Raw genomic sequence first — 16,997 nt, 5'->3', positions numbered from 1 at the left:
ACGATCCGGTCCCGGCATGCGGCGACGAGGCTCATGTCCTGACAAACGCATCAAAACTGTGCGGAAGATAGCCCGGACCTCCTGTTCTGAGAACCCCCTTAATCCAGCCGGACCCGGTTTGAGGCTCGCAAGGCACGGTGAGATGACACCGGGCAAAGAAAACGCCGTCCGACCCTAGTCAAGGCCGGACGGCGGTATGGCGTATTTCGCTGTCAGATGGAGACATCCGACGTTCAGCGAAAACGCGTCAAAACGAATAGCTCGTGCGTATCTGCCTTGGGAACCGCTTACGCCGCGCGACGTTCGTGACGGCCTTCCTCGACCTCCTCGACGATCTTGGCGACGAAAGCTTCGAGATCCTTCGGCGAACGCGAGGTGATGATGCCGTTGTCGGTGACGACCGCGCTGTCCGTCCAGTTGGCGCCGGCATTCCTCATGTCGGTCTTGATCGAGTGATAGGACGTGGCGTCGCGACCTTTAAGAACGTCGGCTTCGACCAGAAGCCACGGGCCGTGGCAGATGGCTGCGACGACGCGCCCCGACGAGACGAATTCCTTGACGATCGAGACGGCTTTTTCCGAGGTGCGCAGCACATCCGGATTGATCTGGCCGCCGGGCAGCACGATCGCGTCATAGTCGGCGACCGAGACGTCCTCGAGCGCCAGTTCAGCCTCGACGCTGTCGCCCCAGTCCTTTTCGTCCCAGCTCTTGACCGGGCCCTTTTCCAGCGAGGCCACGGTGACCGCGGCGCCGCGCTTCTTCAATTCGTCCAGCGGCACCCGCAGTTCCGAGCGCTCATATCCATGGGTGGCCATGATCAGGATTCTGGACTGATTGATGGCAGGCATGGCATCCTCCTGTCGCTGATGATGGTTTGGCGCGACAGCGCTCCGCTGCCGCCTTCCCCATGGAAACGCGCGGAAGCCGGCCGCGTTCCCTCCACCGCGAAAGAACGCACGGCCGCAGAGAACCCGTCCTCCAGACGGACGGCGGAAATCACAGCAACGAGACAAAGGAAGTGGTGCCCAGACGCGGATTCGAACCACGGACACGCGGATTTTCAATCCGCTGCTCTACCAACTGAGCTATCTGGGCAGGCGCCCGATAATCGATAGCGGGCTGCCTTTGCGGGCAGCTCGGCCCGCGAATGAGCGCGTTTATAGCATCTTGTTTTTTCAAGTCCAGCGGCAATTTTCCGTTTTTTCAAGAAAATTTGCGGGCCTGTCGCAACCGCCGGAGGCACGGGCCCCGCACGGCAAAACCGCTGCAGGCGCCGTCGAAAGGCCTGGCGGGAAAGCGTCGCCGCGCCTCCCGGCAGGCCACCCGACATGCGCATCGCCGCTCGGCCTCTGGCACCGCCAGCGGCCGTTTCAGCACGCCGAATGGCACGAACGAGAGCCGGACAGTTCCTCGGCAAGCAGGATAACCTCCCCGAGCCGGGGATGGGCGAGTTCATAGACCGTTTCGCTGCCCTGTCGCAGCGCCAGGATCAAGCCATGGGCGACGAGCGAAGCCATCGCGGCGGCAACCTCAATGATGGAAAGGCCGGTCATCCGGCAGACGTCGAGCCGGCTCAGCCCGCCCGCCTCCAGCGCCCTGGCAATCTGGAAACACTCGGTCCTTGCGAGCGCGGCAAGCGCACAGGCATGGGCGATGAGACGCTGATCGGGCTCTTTGTGCTTTGGCAGAAAATGAATATTCGCGTTTAATTCACGCATGATTAACCTTCAATATTAAATATTACTAATACAACATAATTTATCAAATTCGGATAGCGCTAATTTTTCTCTGTATATATAATAAAAATTGCGTTTTGACTACCACAAGCGAAAGCATCTTGAAAGCTCTTCTTTTGGCGCAAGTCCGCGCCGGACCATCGCTCCCTCCCGGCTCTGCAGGCGCGCCGCTTTGCGGCGAGACGCCGGAGAAGGCCCTTCCCACGCGATCATGCCCGCATCCACGCGCATGCGGCATTGCAACAAAACCGGCCGGGAAAGCGCGGTTTTGTCCTTGATAGGCGATTGCCAATCAAGACCGACATGCTAACCTTGGCGTGTGGGGAAAGAAGGACAAGAATGACGACAGTTTCTGAGACGCCGCAAAAAAGCATGGTGATTTCCAGGCGGCTGCGGGAAAGCATCCGGCTTCATCTGGAGTGCATCTATCCGGAAAAGGATTCCCGCGCGCTGACGCGGCAGGTGCTCGAGGCCTATTGGGGCGATGGCGTCGTCCCGCGCAAGCGCGGCCGCGTGGCCGGCAACAACATGTGGAGCGCCGACAACACCTATGTGATCACCTACGGAAATTCGATCATCGACGGCGAGCACAAGCCGCTGTCGCTGCTGCAGGATTTTCTCACCGAAAACCTGAAAGGTGTGATCAAGGGCGTGCACATCCTGCCCTATTTTCCCTACACCTCCGATGACGGTTTTGCCATAACCGATTATCGCGCGGTGGATTCGGGCCTTGGCGGCTGGGAGGATATCGAACGCATCGGCCGCGAGTTCCGGCTGATGTCGGATCTGGTGCTCAATCACTGTTCCAGCCAGAGCAACTGGTTCAACGAGTTCCGCATGGGCCACGAGCCCTACAGGGACTTCTTCTTTACCGCGTCGCCCGAAGACGATCTCTCGTCCGTGGTTCGCCCGCGCGCGCATCCGCTGCTGCGCAAGGTGGAAACCGCCGACGGAGAGAAGCATGTGTGGTGCACTTTCAGCCACGACCAGGTGGATTTCGACTTCTCCAATCCGGAGGTCCTGCTCGAATTCCTGCGCATCATGCGCTTCCATATCAATCGCGGCGTGCGCACCATCAGGCTCGATGCCTGCGCCTTCATCTGGAAGGAGGTCGGCACCTCATGCATCCATTTGCCGCAAACGCACGAGATCATCCGGCTGATGCGGGTGCTCGCCGACTACAGCGAGGAAAGTATCGTCCTCATCACCGAGACCAATGTGCCGAATGTCGAAAACCTCAGCTATTTCGGCAATCGCAACGAAGCGCACATGATCTACAATTTCTCGCTGCCGCCGCTGATCGTGCATGCGCTGATGACGGGAACGTCGCAGTTTCTCAATGCCTGGCAAATGGCGATGCCGCCGGCGCAGATGGGCTGCGCCTATTTCAACTTCACCGCCTCCCATGACGGGATCGGCCTCAGACCCGCCGAAAGCCTGCTGTCCGACGAGGCGATCGGCGAGATGGTCGAGACGGTGAAGAGCTTCGGCGGCAGGGTTTCCATGCGCCAGCTCTCCGATGGATCGATGCGACCCTATGAGATGAATGTCTCGCTGTTCGACGCGCTGAAAGGCACGGTGAAGGGCGAGGACGAACACAACATCGCCCGCTTCCTCTGCAGCCAGACGATCGCCATGGCGCTGGAAGGCATTCCCGCCTTCTACATCCACTCGCTGCTGGCGACGAGCAACGACTACGAGGGCGTGGAGAAGTCCGGCCATAACCGGGCGATCAACCGCCACCGCTGGAACTATGACGCACTGCAGGAAGCCCTTGCCGACGAGACCACACAGCACGCCAGGGTGTTCAATGCCATGCGCGAACGGATCGGCATCCGCACGCGGCAGCCGGCCTTCCACCCGAACGCAACGCAGTTCACCCTGCATCTCGGAGAGAAACTGTTCGGGTTCTGGCGACAGAGCGTCGACCGCACCCAGAGCATTTTCGCGATCAACAACGTGACCGACGAGACGCTCGAAATCCCGGCCATGGCGCTCAATCTCATCGGCGGCGAACGCTGGATCGATCTGATCACCGGCGAGACGGTCGACGGGGCCAGGATCGGCTTCGCTCCCTACCAGTGCCGGTGGATCACCAACCGCGCCTGACCGACCGCGATCCGGGGCCCGTGATCCCTGTCGGAAAATCCGATGCAAGTCGATCGGTCGCGATCGCATCTGCCATAATAAATTCATATTTGCGTAGATACGAATTATGCGCTAATAATTTGCCGCACCAAACCCGAGGAGCCCCCGAGATGACCCTGCCCTTTACGCCCGCGCCCGACCTCAAGCCGGAGGTCCACGGCTTCTTCGATCCGGCCACGAACACGATCTCCTACATCGTGCGCGACCCGGGATCGGACGCCTGCGCCGTGATCGACAGCGTCATGGACATCGACTACGCGGCAGGACGCATCACCCACGAGAGCGCCGACCGGATGATCGCGATGGTCCGCGAGAAGGACTGGCGGCTGGAATGGCTGATCGAAACCCATGTCCATGCCGACCATCTGTCGGCGGCGCCCTACATCCAGGAGAAGCTCGGCGGCCGCATCGGCATCGGCGAGAATATCGTGATCGTCCAGGACACGTTCGGCAAGGTCTTCAACGAAGGCACGGAATTCGAGCGCGACGGTTCGCAGTTCGACCGGTTGTTTGTCGATGGCGACAGCTACGCAATCGGCGGCATGACCGCGCATGTCATGCACACGCCCGGCCACACGCCCGCCTGCATGACCCATGTGATCGGCGACGCGGCCTTTGTCGGCGATACGCTGTTCATGCCCGATGGCGGCTCCGCGCGCGCCGATTTTCCCGGTGGCGATGCCCGTACGCTCTACCGCTCCACCAAGCGCGTCCTCGAACTGCCGGAGGAAACGCGGCTGTTCATGTGCCATGACTACGGCCCGAACGGCCGCGACATCGCGTGGGAGACCACAGTCGGCGAGGAGCGTCGCCACAACATTCACCTGCATGACGGCATCAGCGAGGATGAATTCGTGGAGATGCGCGAAAAGCGCGACGCCACGCTCTCCATGCCGCGGCTGATCCTGCCCTCGCTACAGGTCAATATGCGCGCCGGCGCCGTGCCGAAGGACAAGGACGGCCGGCTGATGCTGAAAGTGCCGGTCAACGCGCTCTGACGCGCCGACCTCCCCATCCGAAACCAGGAAGACACGCATGCATACCCGTGCAATCAACAACAACTACCACGTGGCCGGCCAGTTGAAGGCCAGGGACATGCCGGAAGTGGCGAAAGCGGGCTTCGCCGCCGTCATCTGCATGCGGCCCGACGGCGAGGGCTTTTTCCAGCCGAAATATGCCGAGATCGAAGTCGCCGCTCAGGAAGCCGGCATTGCCTGCTACTATGTGCCGGTCGGCGGCGGCCACCAACCGATCACCCAGGCATCGAAACTGAAGCAGATCCTGAAAGAGACCGAGGGACCGGTGCTGGCCTTCTGTGCCTCCGGCGGGCGCTGCGTCAGCCTCTACCAGCTTGCCCTGCAGGCCGGCTGACCGCCTCACCCCCTCCGGGCATAGGCGATGGTCTCGAAACGGGCGGAAAGCCCGTCATAGAGAAGAAGCCTGCCGATGAGCGGTTCGCCGGCGCCGGTGACAAGCTTGATCACCTCCATCGCCATCAGTGTTCCGATGACGCCGGTGACGGGCCCGACGATGCCGGCCTCGGCGCAAGACGGCACAAGGCCTTCGGGCGGACGCTTGGGATAGAGGTCGCGGTAACGCGGATTGGCCTTGCCGCCCGCTCCGTTCGCATAGGGCTTCAGCACCGTCAGCGATCCGTCGAAGCGCCCCACGGCGCCGGTCACCAGCGGCACCTCGGCCCGTTCGGCCGCATCGGCAGCCATGTAGCGCGTGTCGAAATTGTCCGAGCCATCGACCAGAAGGTCGAAGCCTGAAAGAAGATCGCCAATCGTCGACGCGTCCAGCCGTTCGTGAAACCGACGGCAGACCACATGCGGGTTGATGCGCGCGATCGCCCGGGCGGCGCTCTCCGTCTTCGCCGCGCCGACAGAGCCGGTGTCGTGAATGATCTGGCGCTGCAGGTTGGAGAGGCTGACGCCGTCATCGTCGGCGATGCCGAGCGTTCCGGTGCCGGCGGCGGCCAGATAGGACAGGACCGGACTGCCGAGCCCGCCGGCGCCGATGACCAGAACCCGGGCGCGCTTCAACGCCTGCTGGCCCGCGCCGCCGATCTCCGGCAGCACGATGTGGCGGGCGTAGCGTTCGATTTCTTCCGAGGAAAAGGCTTGGCTGTCAGTCATGGCCACCTTGTAACACGGAAAACCGGCGGCATCCTTCAAAAATCAGTGCCGCCGTCCTGTCTCTCTCAAAGCGCCTTGGTCGCGACGAGGAAGGTCGCCTTGTTCTTGCCGGGGCGCCACTGGTGGACAACGGAGAACCCGGCGCGGGCCATTTCGTTGATCAGCTCTTCCTGGGTGAAACTGCCCACATAGGGCGCCTTGCCGATCAGCTGCATCACCGGGATCGCGGCCTTGATATAGAAAGAGAAGTCGCGAAGGCAGGCGGTGGAGGAAATGAACACGCCGCCCGGTTTCAGCATGGCGTGAACTTTTTCCAGAACTCTCTCGCGGTCTTCCAGCAGATGCAGCAGCGAATGGGCCATCACTGCGTCATATAGCCCGTCCGAGCCGTTCATCGCGGTCACGTCACCCTGGTGGAAGTGAACATTGGTGGCCGCGGCGTCCTCAGCCTTCCGTTTTGCAATCGCGATCATGGTGTCGGAAAGATCAAAGGCGTCGATTCGGGCGACGGCGGGCGCGTGATAGAGAGCGGTCGAGCCCGTGCCGCAACCGATTTCCAGCACCCGCATGTCGGGTTGAAAATACTCGCGCGTTATATCGAGCTTGATCTGGTAGGACTGCGGATCGGCGATGGGGTCGCGGGAATATTTCTCCGCGATCTTGTCCCAGAACTTTTTCTTGTCGGCTGCCATTGTCGGGCTCCTGCGTGGCGTGTTGCGGCGCGGTTCAATTTGTGGCTGAACCGCCGTGATGTTGTGCGCAGTGATAGAGATTTTCAGACTATGCGGGAATTGCCTAAATTCCTTGAGCTGTTATACGCAAATGGATGATATGGGACGCTGTCAGATATGACTGGAACCAGGTCCGCGCCTTTCTGGCGACGGCCGAGGAAGGCTCTTTGTCGGCAGCCGCGCGCGCGCTCAAGGTCACTCAGCCGACGCTGAGCCGCCAGGTGGCGGGCCTTGAGGAGAGTCTCGGCGTCACCTTGTTCGAGCGCGGCACCCGGTCGATGACGCTGACGGCGGCCGGACGCCAGCTTCTCGGCCACGCGCGGGACATGAACAATGCCGCCAACAGTATTTCCCTTGCCGCCTCCGGCCATTCCCAGGCCGTGGAAGGCGAGGTTTGTCTGGCGGCAACGAACGCAATGGCCACCTACCACCTGCCGGGCGTGGTCGCGAAGATCCGCATGGCCGCGCCCGGCATCGTGCTCGACATCAAGACCTCCAACGCCCTTTCCGACCTGATCCGCCGCGAGGCCGATATCGCCATCCGCCATGCGCGCCCGACCGAACCGGAACTGATCGCCAAACAGGTCGGCGTCACCTCCGCGACGATGTATGCGTCAAAGAGCTATCTCGACCGTCTCGGACGACCGGTGACGATCGAGAAGCTGAAGTCGGCGGACTTCTTCGGCTTCGAGTTCCGCGAGCAGCTCCTTCCTCTGTTTGCCGAGGAGGGCATCACGCTGACCGTCGATAATTTCCCGGTGACCACCGAAAGCGGCACGCTGGTGATGGAAATGATGCGCGCGGGTCTCGGCATCGGGCTTTTGCTGAGGGAGGACGTTGCGCTGTTTCCCGATCTGGAAGAGGTGTTTCCGGCCTTCCGGTCGATCACCGTGCCGATCTGGCTGGTGACCCATCGCGAGCTTCATTCCAGCCGTCGCATCCGCGTGGTCTACGATATTCTCGCCGACCATCTCGCACAACTTTCGACCGGCAGGCGGTGATAGCCCCGATTAACTCCATATCGGAAACAATATTTCAAATTCGCGCCGAATTGACCTCGTCGCTCGCGGCGCTACAGTGACGGCAGACATTTCATCCGAAAAGGCGTTTCCCATGGCTCGCATCGACAAACACGGCCTTCAATTCGACAAGACGCTCCATGATTTCCTCACCGAAAAGGTGCTTCCGGAAACCGGGGTCGACCCCGAGGCCTTTTTTGCCGGTTTTTCGGAGATCGTGCACGAGCTTGCGCCGAAGAACCGCGCCCTCTTGAAAACCCGCGATGCCATGCAGGAACGACTGGACGCCTGGTACAAGGAAAACGGCGCGCCGTCCGACATGGCGGCCTATGAGGCCTTCCTGCGCGAGATCGGCTATATCCTTCCCGAGGGCGAAGACTTCTCGGTTGAAACCGACAATGTCGATCCGGAGATTGCCACGATCGCCGGCCCCCAGCTTGTCGTCCCGGTGATGAACGCGCGCTATGCGCTGAACGCGGCGAACGCCCGCTGGGGCTCGCTCTATGACGCGCTTTACGGCACGGATGCGATTGCCGAGGATGACGGCGCGGAAAAGGGCAAGGGCTATAACCCGAAGCGCGGCGAAAAGGTGATCGCCTGGGCCAAGGCCTTTCTCGATGAGAACATCCCGCTTGCCGCCGGAAAATGGGCCGATGTCACCGGCTTCGGCTACAGCGACGGTGTGCTGATCGTCAAGACCGCGGCCGGCGAGACCGGACTTGCCGATCCCGGCCAGTATGCCGGCTTCGACGACAGGGACGGCGATGCATTCCGGCTGATCTTTTCCAACCACAATCTGCATGTCATTATCGACGTTGACCAGAACGGCATGATCGGCAAGACCGACCCCGGCCATATCAACGACGTCGTGCTGGAATCGGCGATCACAGCGATCATGGACTGCGAGGATTCCGTTGCCGCCGTCGATGCCGAGGACAAGGTGCTCGCCTATGCCAACTGGCTCGGCCTGATGAAGGGCGATCTCACCGAAGAGGTCACCAAGGGCGGCAAGACCTTTACCCGCAAGCTGTACCCCGACATCGCCTTCAGCGCGCCGGACGGCACGCCCGCCAGCCTGAAGGGCCGTTCGCTGATGCTGGTCCGCAATGTCGGTCACCTGATGACCAACCCGGCGATCCTCGACCGCGACGGCCGCGAAGTGCCGGAAGGCATCATGGATGCGGCGATCACCGCGCTGATCGCGCTTTACGACATCGGCACGAACGGCCGGCACATGAATTCGCACTCCGGCTCCATGTATGTGGTCAAGCCGAAGATGCACGGGCCGGAGGAAGTCGCCTTCGCCAACGAGCTTTTCGGCCGCGTCGAGAAGATCGTCGGCATGAAGCCGAACACGATGAAGATGGGCATCATGGACGAGGAGCGCCGCACCACGGTCAACCTCAAGGAATGCATCCGCGCGGCCAAGGACCGGGTCGTCTTCATCAATACCGGCTTCCTCGACCGCACGGGCGACGAGATCCATACCTCGATGGAGGCGGGCCCGATGATCCGCAAGGGCGACATGAAGTCGGCCCCCTGGATTGCGGCCTACGAGGACTGGAATGTCGATATCGGGCTGGAATGCGGCCTTGCCGGCCACGCGCAGATCGGCAAGGGCATGTGGGCCATGCCGGACCTGATGGCGGCCATGCTGGAAGCCAAGATCGGCCAACCGAAGGCCGGCGCCAATACGGCCTGGGTCCCCTCCCCGACGGCGGCCACGCTGCACGCCACGCATTACCACGCCGTCGACGTGGCCAAGGTGCAGGAGACGCTGAAGGACCGGCCGCGCGCCAGCCTCACCAATATCCTGTCGGTTCCCGTCGCGGTGCGTCCGAACTGGTCGGAAGAGGAGATCCAGGCCGAGCTCGACAACAATGCCCAAGGCATTCTGGGTTACGTCGTGCGCTGGATCGACCAGGGCGTCGGCTGCTCCAAGGTGCTGGACATCAATGACATTGGCCTGATGGAGGATCGAGCGACCCTTCGCATTTCCTCCCAGCACATGGCCAACTGGCTCTACCACGGCGTCTGCACCGAGGAACAGATCGTTGCGACCATGAAGAAGATGGCCGCCGTGGTCGATCGCCAGAACGAGGGCGACCCCGCCTACCGGCCGATGGCCGCGGACTTCGACGGATCCGTCGCTTTCCAGGCGGCGCTGGACCTGGTGCTGAAGGGGCGTGAACAGCCGAACGGCTATACGGAACCGGTGCTCCATGCCCGCAGGCTGGAGCGCAAGGCGAAGGACGCCGCCTGAGAGGGCAGGTCTTGCGGCATTGCGTCCGCATAAAATGACGTCTTATCAATGGCTTGATTGTGCCCGGCTTCGGCCGGGCATTTTGTTTTCCCGATCTCGGCGAGTTCTGTCCCAACCAACCCCCCGAGACGTCGGGGCTTTCGCCAAGTCCTTAAATTCCCGTAATATTTTGCGTAAATTCACGCCACAATTTTGACGGGAATCATTGGCTTCTTCCCCTCGCTGTCAACATGCAGAAAGGAAGACGTTCATGAGGATGCGTAAAATCGTCTATGCGGGTCTGGCCGCGACAGTCATTGGTGTTGTCTCTCTTCAGACCGCTGCCTCGGCCGCGGAAATGTTTGATTCCGGGGGCACGTGGAACGCGGCCTGCGACAGTGCGATGACCTGCCGTCTGACCACCAGCCAGATGCCGGCCGATGACGGCGGGCTCGCGATCCCCTCCTTCGTCAAGGCCGACAAGCCCCATGCGCCGGTGATGATGGTGCTGCCGACGATCACCGGGATGGAGACGCTCAATCGCGACGGCGTGTTCACGATCGCCGTCGATGGGCATGACATCGTCTCGATCATGGTCAAGGACCTGAAGAAGGACGATGCCGAAGGCGGTTACGTGACCCGCGACCAGGCGATCGTCCAGCCGGTGCTGGCGGCCGCCCGCGTCGGTCGCGACGAGATCATGGTCAGCTATCTGGGCCCCGACACCCAGGAGGTGGCGACCGCCGACCTGACCGGGCTCCACGCCAGCCTTGACTGGCTGTCCCAGCAGCAGCAGCCGGGCTCCGACTCCTGACAAACGGCCAGCGCCTGTATCGCGGGCGTCCGGTTTTCGCGATGCAGGCGCTCCCTTCGGCACCACCCCCGTATTCTTCGCCGCCGCACCATGCTAGGTCTGCGCCAGACAAGAATAATGTAGGGGTCAAGATGGCTATTACGGTTGAAGAGGTTCTCGCTCTCGGCGAGCGATGGTGCGACACGCTGCGCGAGGGCGGGGAGATCGCCGAGCGCGAGGCGTTCTTTCTTTATCATCCCGCCCGCATCTATGTGCAGGAGAGCGGCGCGTCGATGACGCTTGAGGACCATCACGCCTATCACGAACAGTTCGCCTTCCAGCGGCTGGAGCTCGGCGATTTCGTCATCGCCCAGTTGTCGAGCGAACCGGAGCGCGCCCGCGCCATCGGCTCGCTCTACTGGGAGGCGCATTTTCCCGAGGAGGACGGCAGACCGCCGCTGCGCGCGACGGTTGGCGAGGACTGGATCGTCGAACGCATGCCCGACGGCGAACTCAAATTCGTCCTCTGGCTCAACACCTCGCACCATTTCCTGCCAGACAGCGCCGTCGACCGTCTGAAGCTCGACTAGCGCATCGTCCTTTCTGCGCCCGAATGGACGCACTGCGCTCCAGGCGGGCGCTTGCAGGGCGGCGGTCGGTGACCTAAATCGAGAGGGAAGGCCCGCGCAGCGGGCGCCAAGCCCGGGATATTGCCGATGCTTTTGAGTGCGGCGCGTCAAGCGCTTCTGGACCTGATCGATCCCAAGATGCGCGGCATCCTGTGGAAGGTGCTGGGCCTTTCCCTGCTCTGCCTCGTCGCGCTGTGGTTTGCCATCCGCTCGCTTTTCCTGTGGCTGGCCTTCCCCTTCCTTGCCAACCTGTTTCCGACGATGCCGGAATGGACGGGCTGGATCACCTTCGTGCTGCTGATCTTCGCTGCCGTGGGCCTGGCGCTCGGGATCGCGCTTCTGATGGCGCCGGTCTCCGCCTTTGTCGCCGGCATCTTTCTCGATGACGCGGCCGAGCATATCGAGCGCCTGCACTACCCGGATGACCCGCCCGGCACCGCCCTGCCGGTGTTCACGGCGATGAAGGAAGCGCTGAAATTCCTCGGCATCGTCATCCTCGGCAATATCCTCGCGCTGCTGCTGTTGCTCGTCCCCGGCGTCAATCTGGTCGCCTTCTTCCTGGTCAACGGCTATCTTCTCGGCCGGGAGTTCTTCGAATTCGCGGCAATGCGTTTCATGGGGCCCGCCGCCGCCCGCGCATTGCGGCGCGAAAGAGGCCTCACCGTGTTTCTCGCCGGCCTCGTCGTTGCCGGGTTTGTCGCGATCCCGATCGTCAACCTGGCGACGCCGCTGTTTGCCACGGCCTTCATGGTGCATATCGTCAAGCGGATGAGGGAAGACGCAGTGGTTTGATGCGCTGAAATCAATATTTTCGCAACGAACGACGAAGAATACGGCCTTGAATCGAAGACCCGACAAGGTTATGACCAATTCATGGTGAAAAGGGCGAACAGGAGCTTAGAAATGGGGCGCATCGTTTATCTGAACGGGGAATGGCTGCCGGAGACAGAAGCCAAGGTGTCGATCTTCGACCGCGGCTATGTCTTTGCCGATGCGATCTATGAGGTCACCTGCGTGCTCGACGGCAAGCTTCTGGATTACCCCGGCCACGCCGCCCGCCTGAAACGCTCCACCGATGCAATCGGCATAAAACTGCCTGTCGATGACGATGGACTGCTGGCGCTGCACCGGGAGATCGCCGAACGCAACGACATGCGCGAAGGCCTGATCTATCTTCAGGTCTCGCGCGGCAACCCCGGCGATCGCGACTTCATGTTCGAAAAGGACATGGCACCGACCTTCTCCATGTTCACCCAGAAGAAGAACGTGATAGAATCCGCCTCGGCGAAAAAGGGCATTACCGTGGTCACGCTCGAGGACCTGCGCTGGGGGCGCTGCGATATCAAGACGGTTCAGCTTCTTTACCCGAGCCTTGCCAAAATGGAAGCCCATGACAAGGGCGCAGACGATGCCTGGCTGGTGAAGGACGGTTTCGTCACCGAGCAGACCTCCGCCACCGCCTATATCGTCACCGCCGACGATGTCATCGTCACCCGCCCGCTGTCGCGCGTGGTCCTTCCCGGCATCACCCGCGCCTCGGCGCTGGAGATCGCCGCCCGCAACGGCTTCAAGGTGGAAGAGCGCCCCTTTTCCGTTGATGAGGTCAAGGCGGCAAAGGAAGCCTTCTTTACCTCGGCCAGCAATTTCGTGACGCCCGTCGTCGCCATTGACGGCGAGAAGATCGGAGATGGCAAGCCGGGCGAAATCAGCCTGAAACTGCGGGAGCTCTATATCGAAGACCGCCGGGCGAATGCGATCTGAGCGTTAGGCGTCACACCAAAGGCGCCAGCGGCGCAGGCATCTCCGACGTCTTTTCCGCCGCCTTGCAGATGTCGGCGATGACGCAGGCCGGACAGTCCGGCTTGCGGGCCTTGCAGACATAGCGGCCGTGCAGGATCAGCCAGTGGTGGGCGTGGAAAAGGTAGTCGGGCGGAATGATCTTTTCCAGTTTCGCCTCCACCTCATCCGGCGTCTTGCCCGGCGCAAGGCCGATGCGATTGGCGATGCGGAAGATGTGGGTGTCGACCGCGATCGTCGCTTGCCCGAACGCCATCGACATCACCACATTGGCGGTCTTGCGGCCGACGCCGGGAAGGCTCACCAGTTCCTCGCGCGTCTTCGGCACCTCGCTGCCGAAATCGGCGATCAGACGCTCGCTGAGCGCAATCACGTTCTTCGCCTTGTTGCGGTAAAGCCCGATGGTGCGAATATAGGAGGCAAGCTTCTCCTCGCCGAGCGCCGCCATCTTTTCCGGCGTGTCGGCCACCGCAAACAGCGCCCTTGTCGCCTTGTTGACGCCCACATCCGTCGCCTGGGCTGACAGCACCACGGCCACCAGAAGGGTGAAGGGATTGGTGTGCTCCAACTCGCCCTTCGGTTCCGGCCGCTGCACCGAAAACCGCCGGAATATCTCGCGGATTTCGTCTTTCGAATAGGCCGAGCGGGCGGGCGGACGCTTGCCGGTTGACGCCGGATTTGACTTTTTCGCCCTTTGGGTGCTCACTTGTGGCTTGGCTTTTGTCATCTTTTTCTGATCGCTGACGCTATGACCGATGTGAATGCGTTCGAGGACCGGCCGGTGTTTTCGGCTGAACTTTTCCCCCATCGCTCTCTGGGGCGCAAGGGTTTTCGCGTGCTGCTCGCCATTGCCGCGCTCGGCTTCTTCCCGAATGCGCTATGGTTCGCCGCCCATGGGGCCTGGCCGATCGCGCTTTACTGCGGCCTTGCCTTTGTCGCGCTCTACATCGCTTTCCGGCTTTCCTATCGGTCGGCAAGGGTGCGCGAACATGTCTCCGTCTCCAGGCTTTCCGTCTCCGTGCGCAAGATCACGCCCTCGGGCCAGATGAGCGAGACCCATTTCAACCCCTTCTGGACGCGGTTTGCCGTCGACCGTCACGAAGAATTCGGCATTACCGGCATGCGGCTCTTGAGTCGCGACGAAAGGCTCGAGATCGGCGCCTTTCTCAATCCGGATGACCGGGAGAGTTTCGCCGCCGCCCTCAAGCAGGCTCTGGCCACCGTCAAACAGCGCATTTGAGCGCCCCGCGCAAGTTTCGGGTGGCGGCGTGACGCCGAAGCGTGTTTCCTTCATCTTCCGAAGGAGGCCAGGACGATGAACGCCATTCTTGAAACCATGACCGAAGAGCCCATCGAGATAACGCCCTCAGGCGCGGATTATGACGTCGTGCGCAAGGTCATCGCGATGATCAGCGAAGAGTACCGCGAGCAGCCAGGGCTCGAGACCATCGCACGGCGGCTCGACATGTCGCCGACCAGCCTGCAGAAGACCTTTACCCGCTGGGCGGGGCTTTCGCCCAAGGCCTTTCTCCAGGCAATCACGCTCGACCACGCCAAGCGCCTGCTCGGCGAGGAGAAGCTGCCGCTACTGGACACTTCCTACGAACTCGGACTTTCCGGCCCGGGCCGCCTGCACGACCTGTTCGTGACGCATGAGAGCATGTCGCCCGGCGAATGGAAGGCGGGCGGCGGCGGGCTCGTCATCCGCTACGGGTTTCATGCCTCCCCCTTCGGCACGGCGCTGGTGATGGCGACCGATCGCGGGCTGGCCGGCGTCGCCTTTGCCGATCCGGGCGAGGAGAAAGCGGCGCTTGCGGACATGACCGCGCGCTGGCCCGAGGCGCGCTATGTCGAGGACGAGCCGATGACGGAAGCCTATGCCCGCCGCATTTTCGATCCGGCCGAATGGGCGGCGGACCGACCGCTCAAGGTCGTGCTCATCGGTACGGACTTTCAGGTCCAGGTCTGGGAAAGTCTTCTGAAGATCCCCTTCGGCAAGGCCAAGACCTATTCCGAGATCGCCTGCGAGATCGGTCGTCCGAAGGCCTCGCGCGCGGTCGGCGCCGCGATCGGCCGCAATCCGGTCTCCTTTGTCGTGCCCTGCCACCGCGCGCTCGGCAAGTCGGGGGCGCTCACCGGCTATCACTGGGGCCTCACCCGCAAGCGCGCCATGCTCGGCTGGGAGGCGGGACGCGCCTGACCCGCCCTCGGCAATGCCTCACGCCGGCGCCGACAAATTTCTCGGGGTCGTTTGCGCACGGTCAAATCCTTGTCTAAATCGATTGATATCTTGCCTTGACTTGAAAAGCGGCAGCTTGCGATAGTCGCGGGCGAATATCAGCGGATGTCGGCGCTTGCGTCCGGCGCCGATGTTTGCCAACAGTCATTGAAAGATCACCGCGGCGCGTTAGCCTTGGCAGCAGACGGCGCCGAAAAGGCGCGAATGCTGTTCGGCTTAAGAAATCGAGAGCGGTTCGCCGGCTGTTTGCCGCGAGCCCGGAAAACGAAGGATGAGGATCATGGCTTCCAAACTTGACCAATTGCGCGAGATGACAACGGTCGTCGCCGATACCGGCGACATCAAGGCCGTCGCCAAGATCAAGCCGGTCGATTGCACGACCAACCCCAGCATCGTGCTGAAGGCGCTGTCGACGGACATGTTCGACGAGCAGTTCGCCGCCGCGATCAAATGGGGCAAGTCCCAGTCCGGCGACAGCGATGCTGTTGTCGACGCCGTTGCCAGCCGTCTGGCGATCGATGTCGGCGCGGCGCTCGTCGATCTCGTGCCGGGCCGGGTTTCCACCGAAGTGGACGCCGACCTGTCGTTCAACACCGAAGGCTCGATCAAGAAGGCGCATGAGATCATCGCGGCTTACGAGGAACGCGGTATCGGCCGCGAGCGCATCCTGATCAAGCTCGCGTCGACCTGGGAAGGCATCCGCGCCTGCGAAGTGCTGCAGAAGGAAGGCATCGACTGCAACCTGACCCTTCTGTTCTCCAAATGCCAGGCGATCGCCTGCGCCGATGCCGGCGCCTTCCTGATTTCGCCCTTCGTCGGCCGTATCCTTGACTGGTACAAGAAGGCCACCGGCGAGGACTACACCGCCGAGACCGATCCGGGCGTCCTGTCGGTGCGCTCGATCTACAACTACTACAAGTCCAACGACATCAAGACCGTGGTCATGGGCGCATCCTTCCGCAACACCGGGGAAATCGAAGGCCTTGCCGGATGCGACCGGCTGACGATCTCGCCGAACCTGCTCGAAGAGCTCGAGGCCGACCAGGGCAAGCTGGAGCGCAAGCTCTCACCGGACGCCTTCGAGCCGGAGCCCAAGGTGGAGATGGACGAGCAGACCTTCCGCTGGATGATGAACGAGGACGCGATGGCGACCGAAAAGCTTGCCGAAGGCATCCGCAACTTCGCCGCCGACCTCGGAAAACTGCGCACGCGCGTCGCCAAGGAACTCAACGCCTGATCACAAAAAAGTCAGGCTGCCTAAAAATCAGACCCGGCCCTCGCGGCCGGGTCTTTTTGTTTCCGTCGGCGCCGCGCTTTTGAAAGCCGCCGAAAAATATCTATCTTTTTGATTTTATTTAAAAATTCATGCCACCCGCCGCCGGCGCCTTTTACAGGATCGTTTTCGCCACCGATTTTTCAAGACCGCCAGCGTCAACATTTAAGCAACGCTCCGGTTCTCATTCGGCGACTTGTTGATCGATTGATTAAACCCTAATTCCCGGTCATCGAACGCAACAATGATGAC

17 protein-coding genes and 1 tRNA gene are annotated in these 16,997 nt (G+C 61.7%); 12 read left to right on the top strand and 6 right to left on the bottom strand.

From position 1 onward, the window contains the following. Positions 1–287: 287 nt before the first annotated feature. From JET14_RS01210 to JET14_RS01200, 3 genes are all read right to left on the bottom strand, one after another. Positions 288–848, bottom strand: a complete 561-nt coding sequence (locus JET14_RS01210) for a type 1 glutamine amidotransferase domain-containing protein (RefSeq protein WP_200336445.1) — start codon at positions 846–848, stop codon at positions 288–290. A 171-nt stretch (positions 849–1,019) separates the two neighbouring features. Next, positions 1,020–1,095: transfer RNA gene (locus tag JET14_RS01205), tRNA-Phe, on the bottom strand. A 275-nt stretch (positions 1,096–1,370) separates the two neighbouring features. After that, positions 1,371–1,718: a hypothetical protein gene (locus JET14_RS01200; RefSeq protein WP_200336444.1), complete on the bottom strand. Its 348-nt coding sequence runs from the start codon at positions 1,716–1,718 to the stop codon at positions 1,371–1,373. 357 nt (positions 1,719–2,075) lie between these two features. Between JET14_RS01200 and JET14_RS01195 the strand changes: the two genes are divergently transcribed. From JET14_RS01195 to JET14_RS01185, 3 genes are all read left to right on the top strand, one after another. After that, positions 2,076–3,845, top strand: a complete 1,770-nt coding sequence (locus JET14_RS01195; RefSeq protein ID WP_200336443.1) for a sugar phosphorylase — start codon at positions 2,076–2,078, stop codon at positions 3,843–3,845. A gap of 149 nt (positions 3,846–3,994) precedes the next feature. Continuing rightward, complete coding sequence (locus tag JET14_RS01190; RefSeq protein ID WP_200336442.1) at positions 3,995–4,882, top strand: MBL fold metallo-hydrolase; 888 nt, start codon at positions 3,995–3,997, stop codon at positions 4,880–4,882. Between the two features lie 37 nt (positions 4,883–4,919). Continuing rightward, on the top strand, positions 4,920–5,255 hold the full coding sequence (locus JET14_RS01185; RefSeq protein WP_200336441.1) for a TIGR01244 family sulfur transferase: 336 nt from the start codon (positions 4,920–4,922) through the stop codon (positions 5,253–5,255). A 5-nt stretch (positions 5,256–5,260) separates the two neighbouring features. On the opposite strand, the gene JET14_RS01180 is transcribed toward JET14_RS01185, so the two are convergent. Together JET14_RS01180 and JET14_RS01175 are read right to left on the bottom strand one after the other, a co-directional pair. Then, complete coding sequence (locus tag JET14_RS01180) at positions 5,261–6,022, bottom strand: molybdopterin-synthase adenylyltransferase MoeB (RefSeq protein WP_200336440.1); 762 nt, start codon at positions 6,020–6,022, stop codon at positions 5,261–5,263. Positions 6,023–6,087: 65 nt separating this feature from the next. Next, on the bottom strand, positions 6,088–6,714 hold the full coding sequence (locus JET14_RS01175; RefSeq protein ID WP_200336439.1) for a class I SAM-dependent methyltransferase: 627 nt from the start codon (positions 6,712–6,714) through the stop codon (positions 6,088–6,090). A gap of 134 nt (positions 6,715–6,848) precedes the next feature. Between JET14_RS01175 and JET14_RS01170 the strand changes: the two genes are divergently transcribed. From JET14_RS01170 to JET14_RS01145, 6 genes are all read left to right on the top strand, one after another. After that, complete coding sequence (locus tag JET14_RS01170; RefSeq protein ID WP_200336438.1) at positions 6,849–7,754, top strand: LysR family transcriptional regulator; 906 nt, start codon at positions 6,849–6,851, stop codon at positions 7,752–7,754. A 112-nt stretch (positions 7,755–7,866) separates the two neighbouring features. Further along, on the top strand, positions 7,867–10,035 hold the full coding sequence (locus tag JET14_RS01165; RefSeq protein ID WP_200336437.1) for a malate synthase G: 2,169 nt from the start codon (positions 7,867–7,869) through the stop codon (positions 10,033–10,035). 250 nt (positions 10,036–10,285) lie between these two features. Then, positions 10,286–10,828, top strand: coding sequence for a hypothetical protein (locus JET14_RS01160; protein ID WP_200336436.1), 543 nt, complete (start codon positions 10,286–10,288; stop codon positions 10,826–10,828). A 131-nt stretch (positions 10,829–10,959) separates the two neighbouring features. Continuing rightward, positions 10,960–11,397: a hypothetical protein gene (locus JET14_RS01155; protein ID WP_200336435.1), complete on the top strand. Its 438-nt coding sequence runs from the start codon at positions 10,960–10,962 to the stop codon at positions 11,395–11,397. A gap of 126 nt (positions 11,398–11,523) precedes the next feature. Then, entirely contained in the window at positions 11,524–12,228 is a 705-nt protein-coding gene (locus tag JET14_RS01150) for a sulfate transporter family protein (RefSeq protein ID WP_200336434.1), read from the top strand. Positions 12,229–12,339: 111 nt separating this feature from the next. Further along, a complete protein-coding gene (locus JET14_RS01145) occupies positions 12,340–13,197 on the top strand; it encodes a D-amino-acid transaminase (protein WP_200336433.1) in 858 nt (285 codons plus the stop codon). A 10-nt stretch (positions 13,198–13,207) separates the two neighbouring features. Here the strand turns inward: JET14_RS01145 and nth are convergent, their stop codons facing one another. Then, positions 13,208–13,960 carry an endonuclease III gene (nth, locus tag JET14_RS01140; protein WP_200336432.1) on the bottom strand — a complete coding sequence of 251 codons (753 nt, stop codon included), beginning with the start codon at positions 13,958–13,960 and terminating at the stop codon, positions 13,208–13,210. A 21-nt stretch (positions 13,961–13,981) separates the two neighbouring features. On the opposite strand from nth, the gene JET14_RS01135 reads away from it, so the two are divergent. From JET14_RS01135 to tal, 3 genes are all read left to right on the top strand, one after another. Continuing rightward, entirely contained in the window at positions 13,982–14,473 is a 492-nt protein-coding gene (locus JET14_RS01135; protein WP_200336431.1) for a DUF2244 domain-containing protein, read from the top strand. Between the two features lie 75 nt (positions 14,474–14,548). Then, entirely contained in the window at positions 14,549–15,433 is an 885-nt protein-coding gene (locus JET14_RS01130; RefSeq protein ID WP_200336430.1) for a methylated-DNA--[protein]-cysteine S-methyltransferase, read from the top strand. A gap of 319 nt (positions 15,434–15,752) precedes the next feature. Then, the gene (tal, locus tag JET14_RS01125; RefSeq protein ID WP_200336429.1) at positions 15,753–16,709 is read left to right on the top strand and encodes a transaldolase; all 957 of its coding nucleotides are present in this window, start codon (positions 15,753–15,755) and stop codon (positions 16,707–16,709) included. Positions 16,710–16,997 lie beyond the last annotated feature (288 nt).

Origin of the sequence: Martelella lutilitoris (assembly GCF_016598595.1) — a bacterium.
Taxonomy (GTDB): Bacteria; Pseudomonadota; Alphaproteobacteria; order Rhizobiales; family Rhizobiaceae; genus Martelella; species Martelella lutilitoris_A.
The sequence above is the reverse complement of the archived record's forward strand: the minus strand, read 5'-3'. Positions and strand labels throughout refer to the sequence as shown.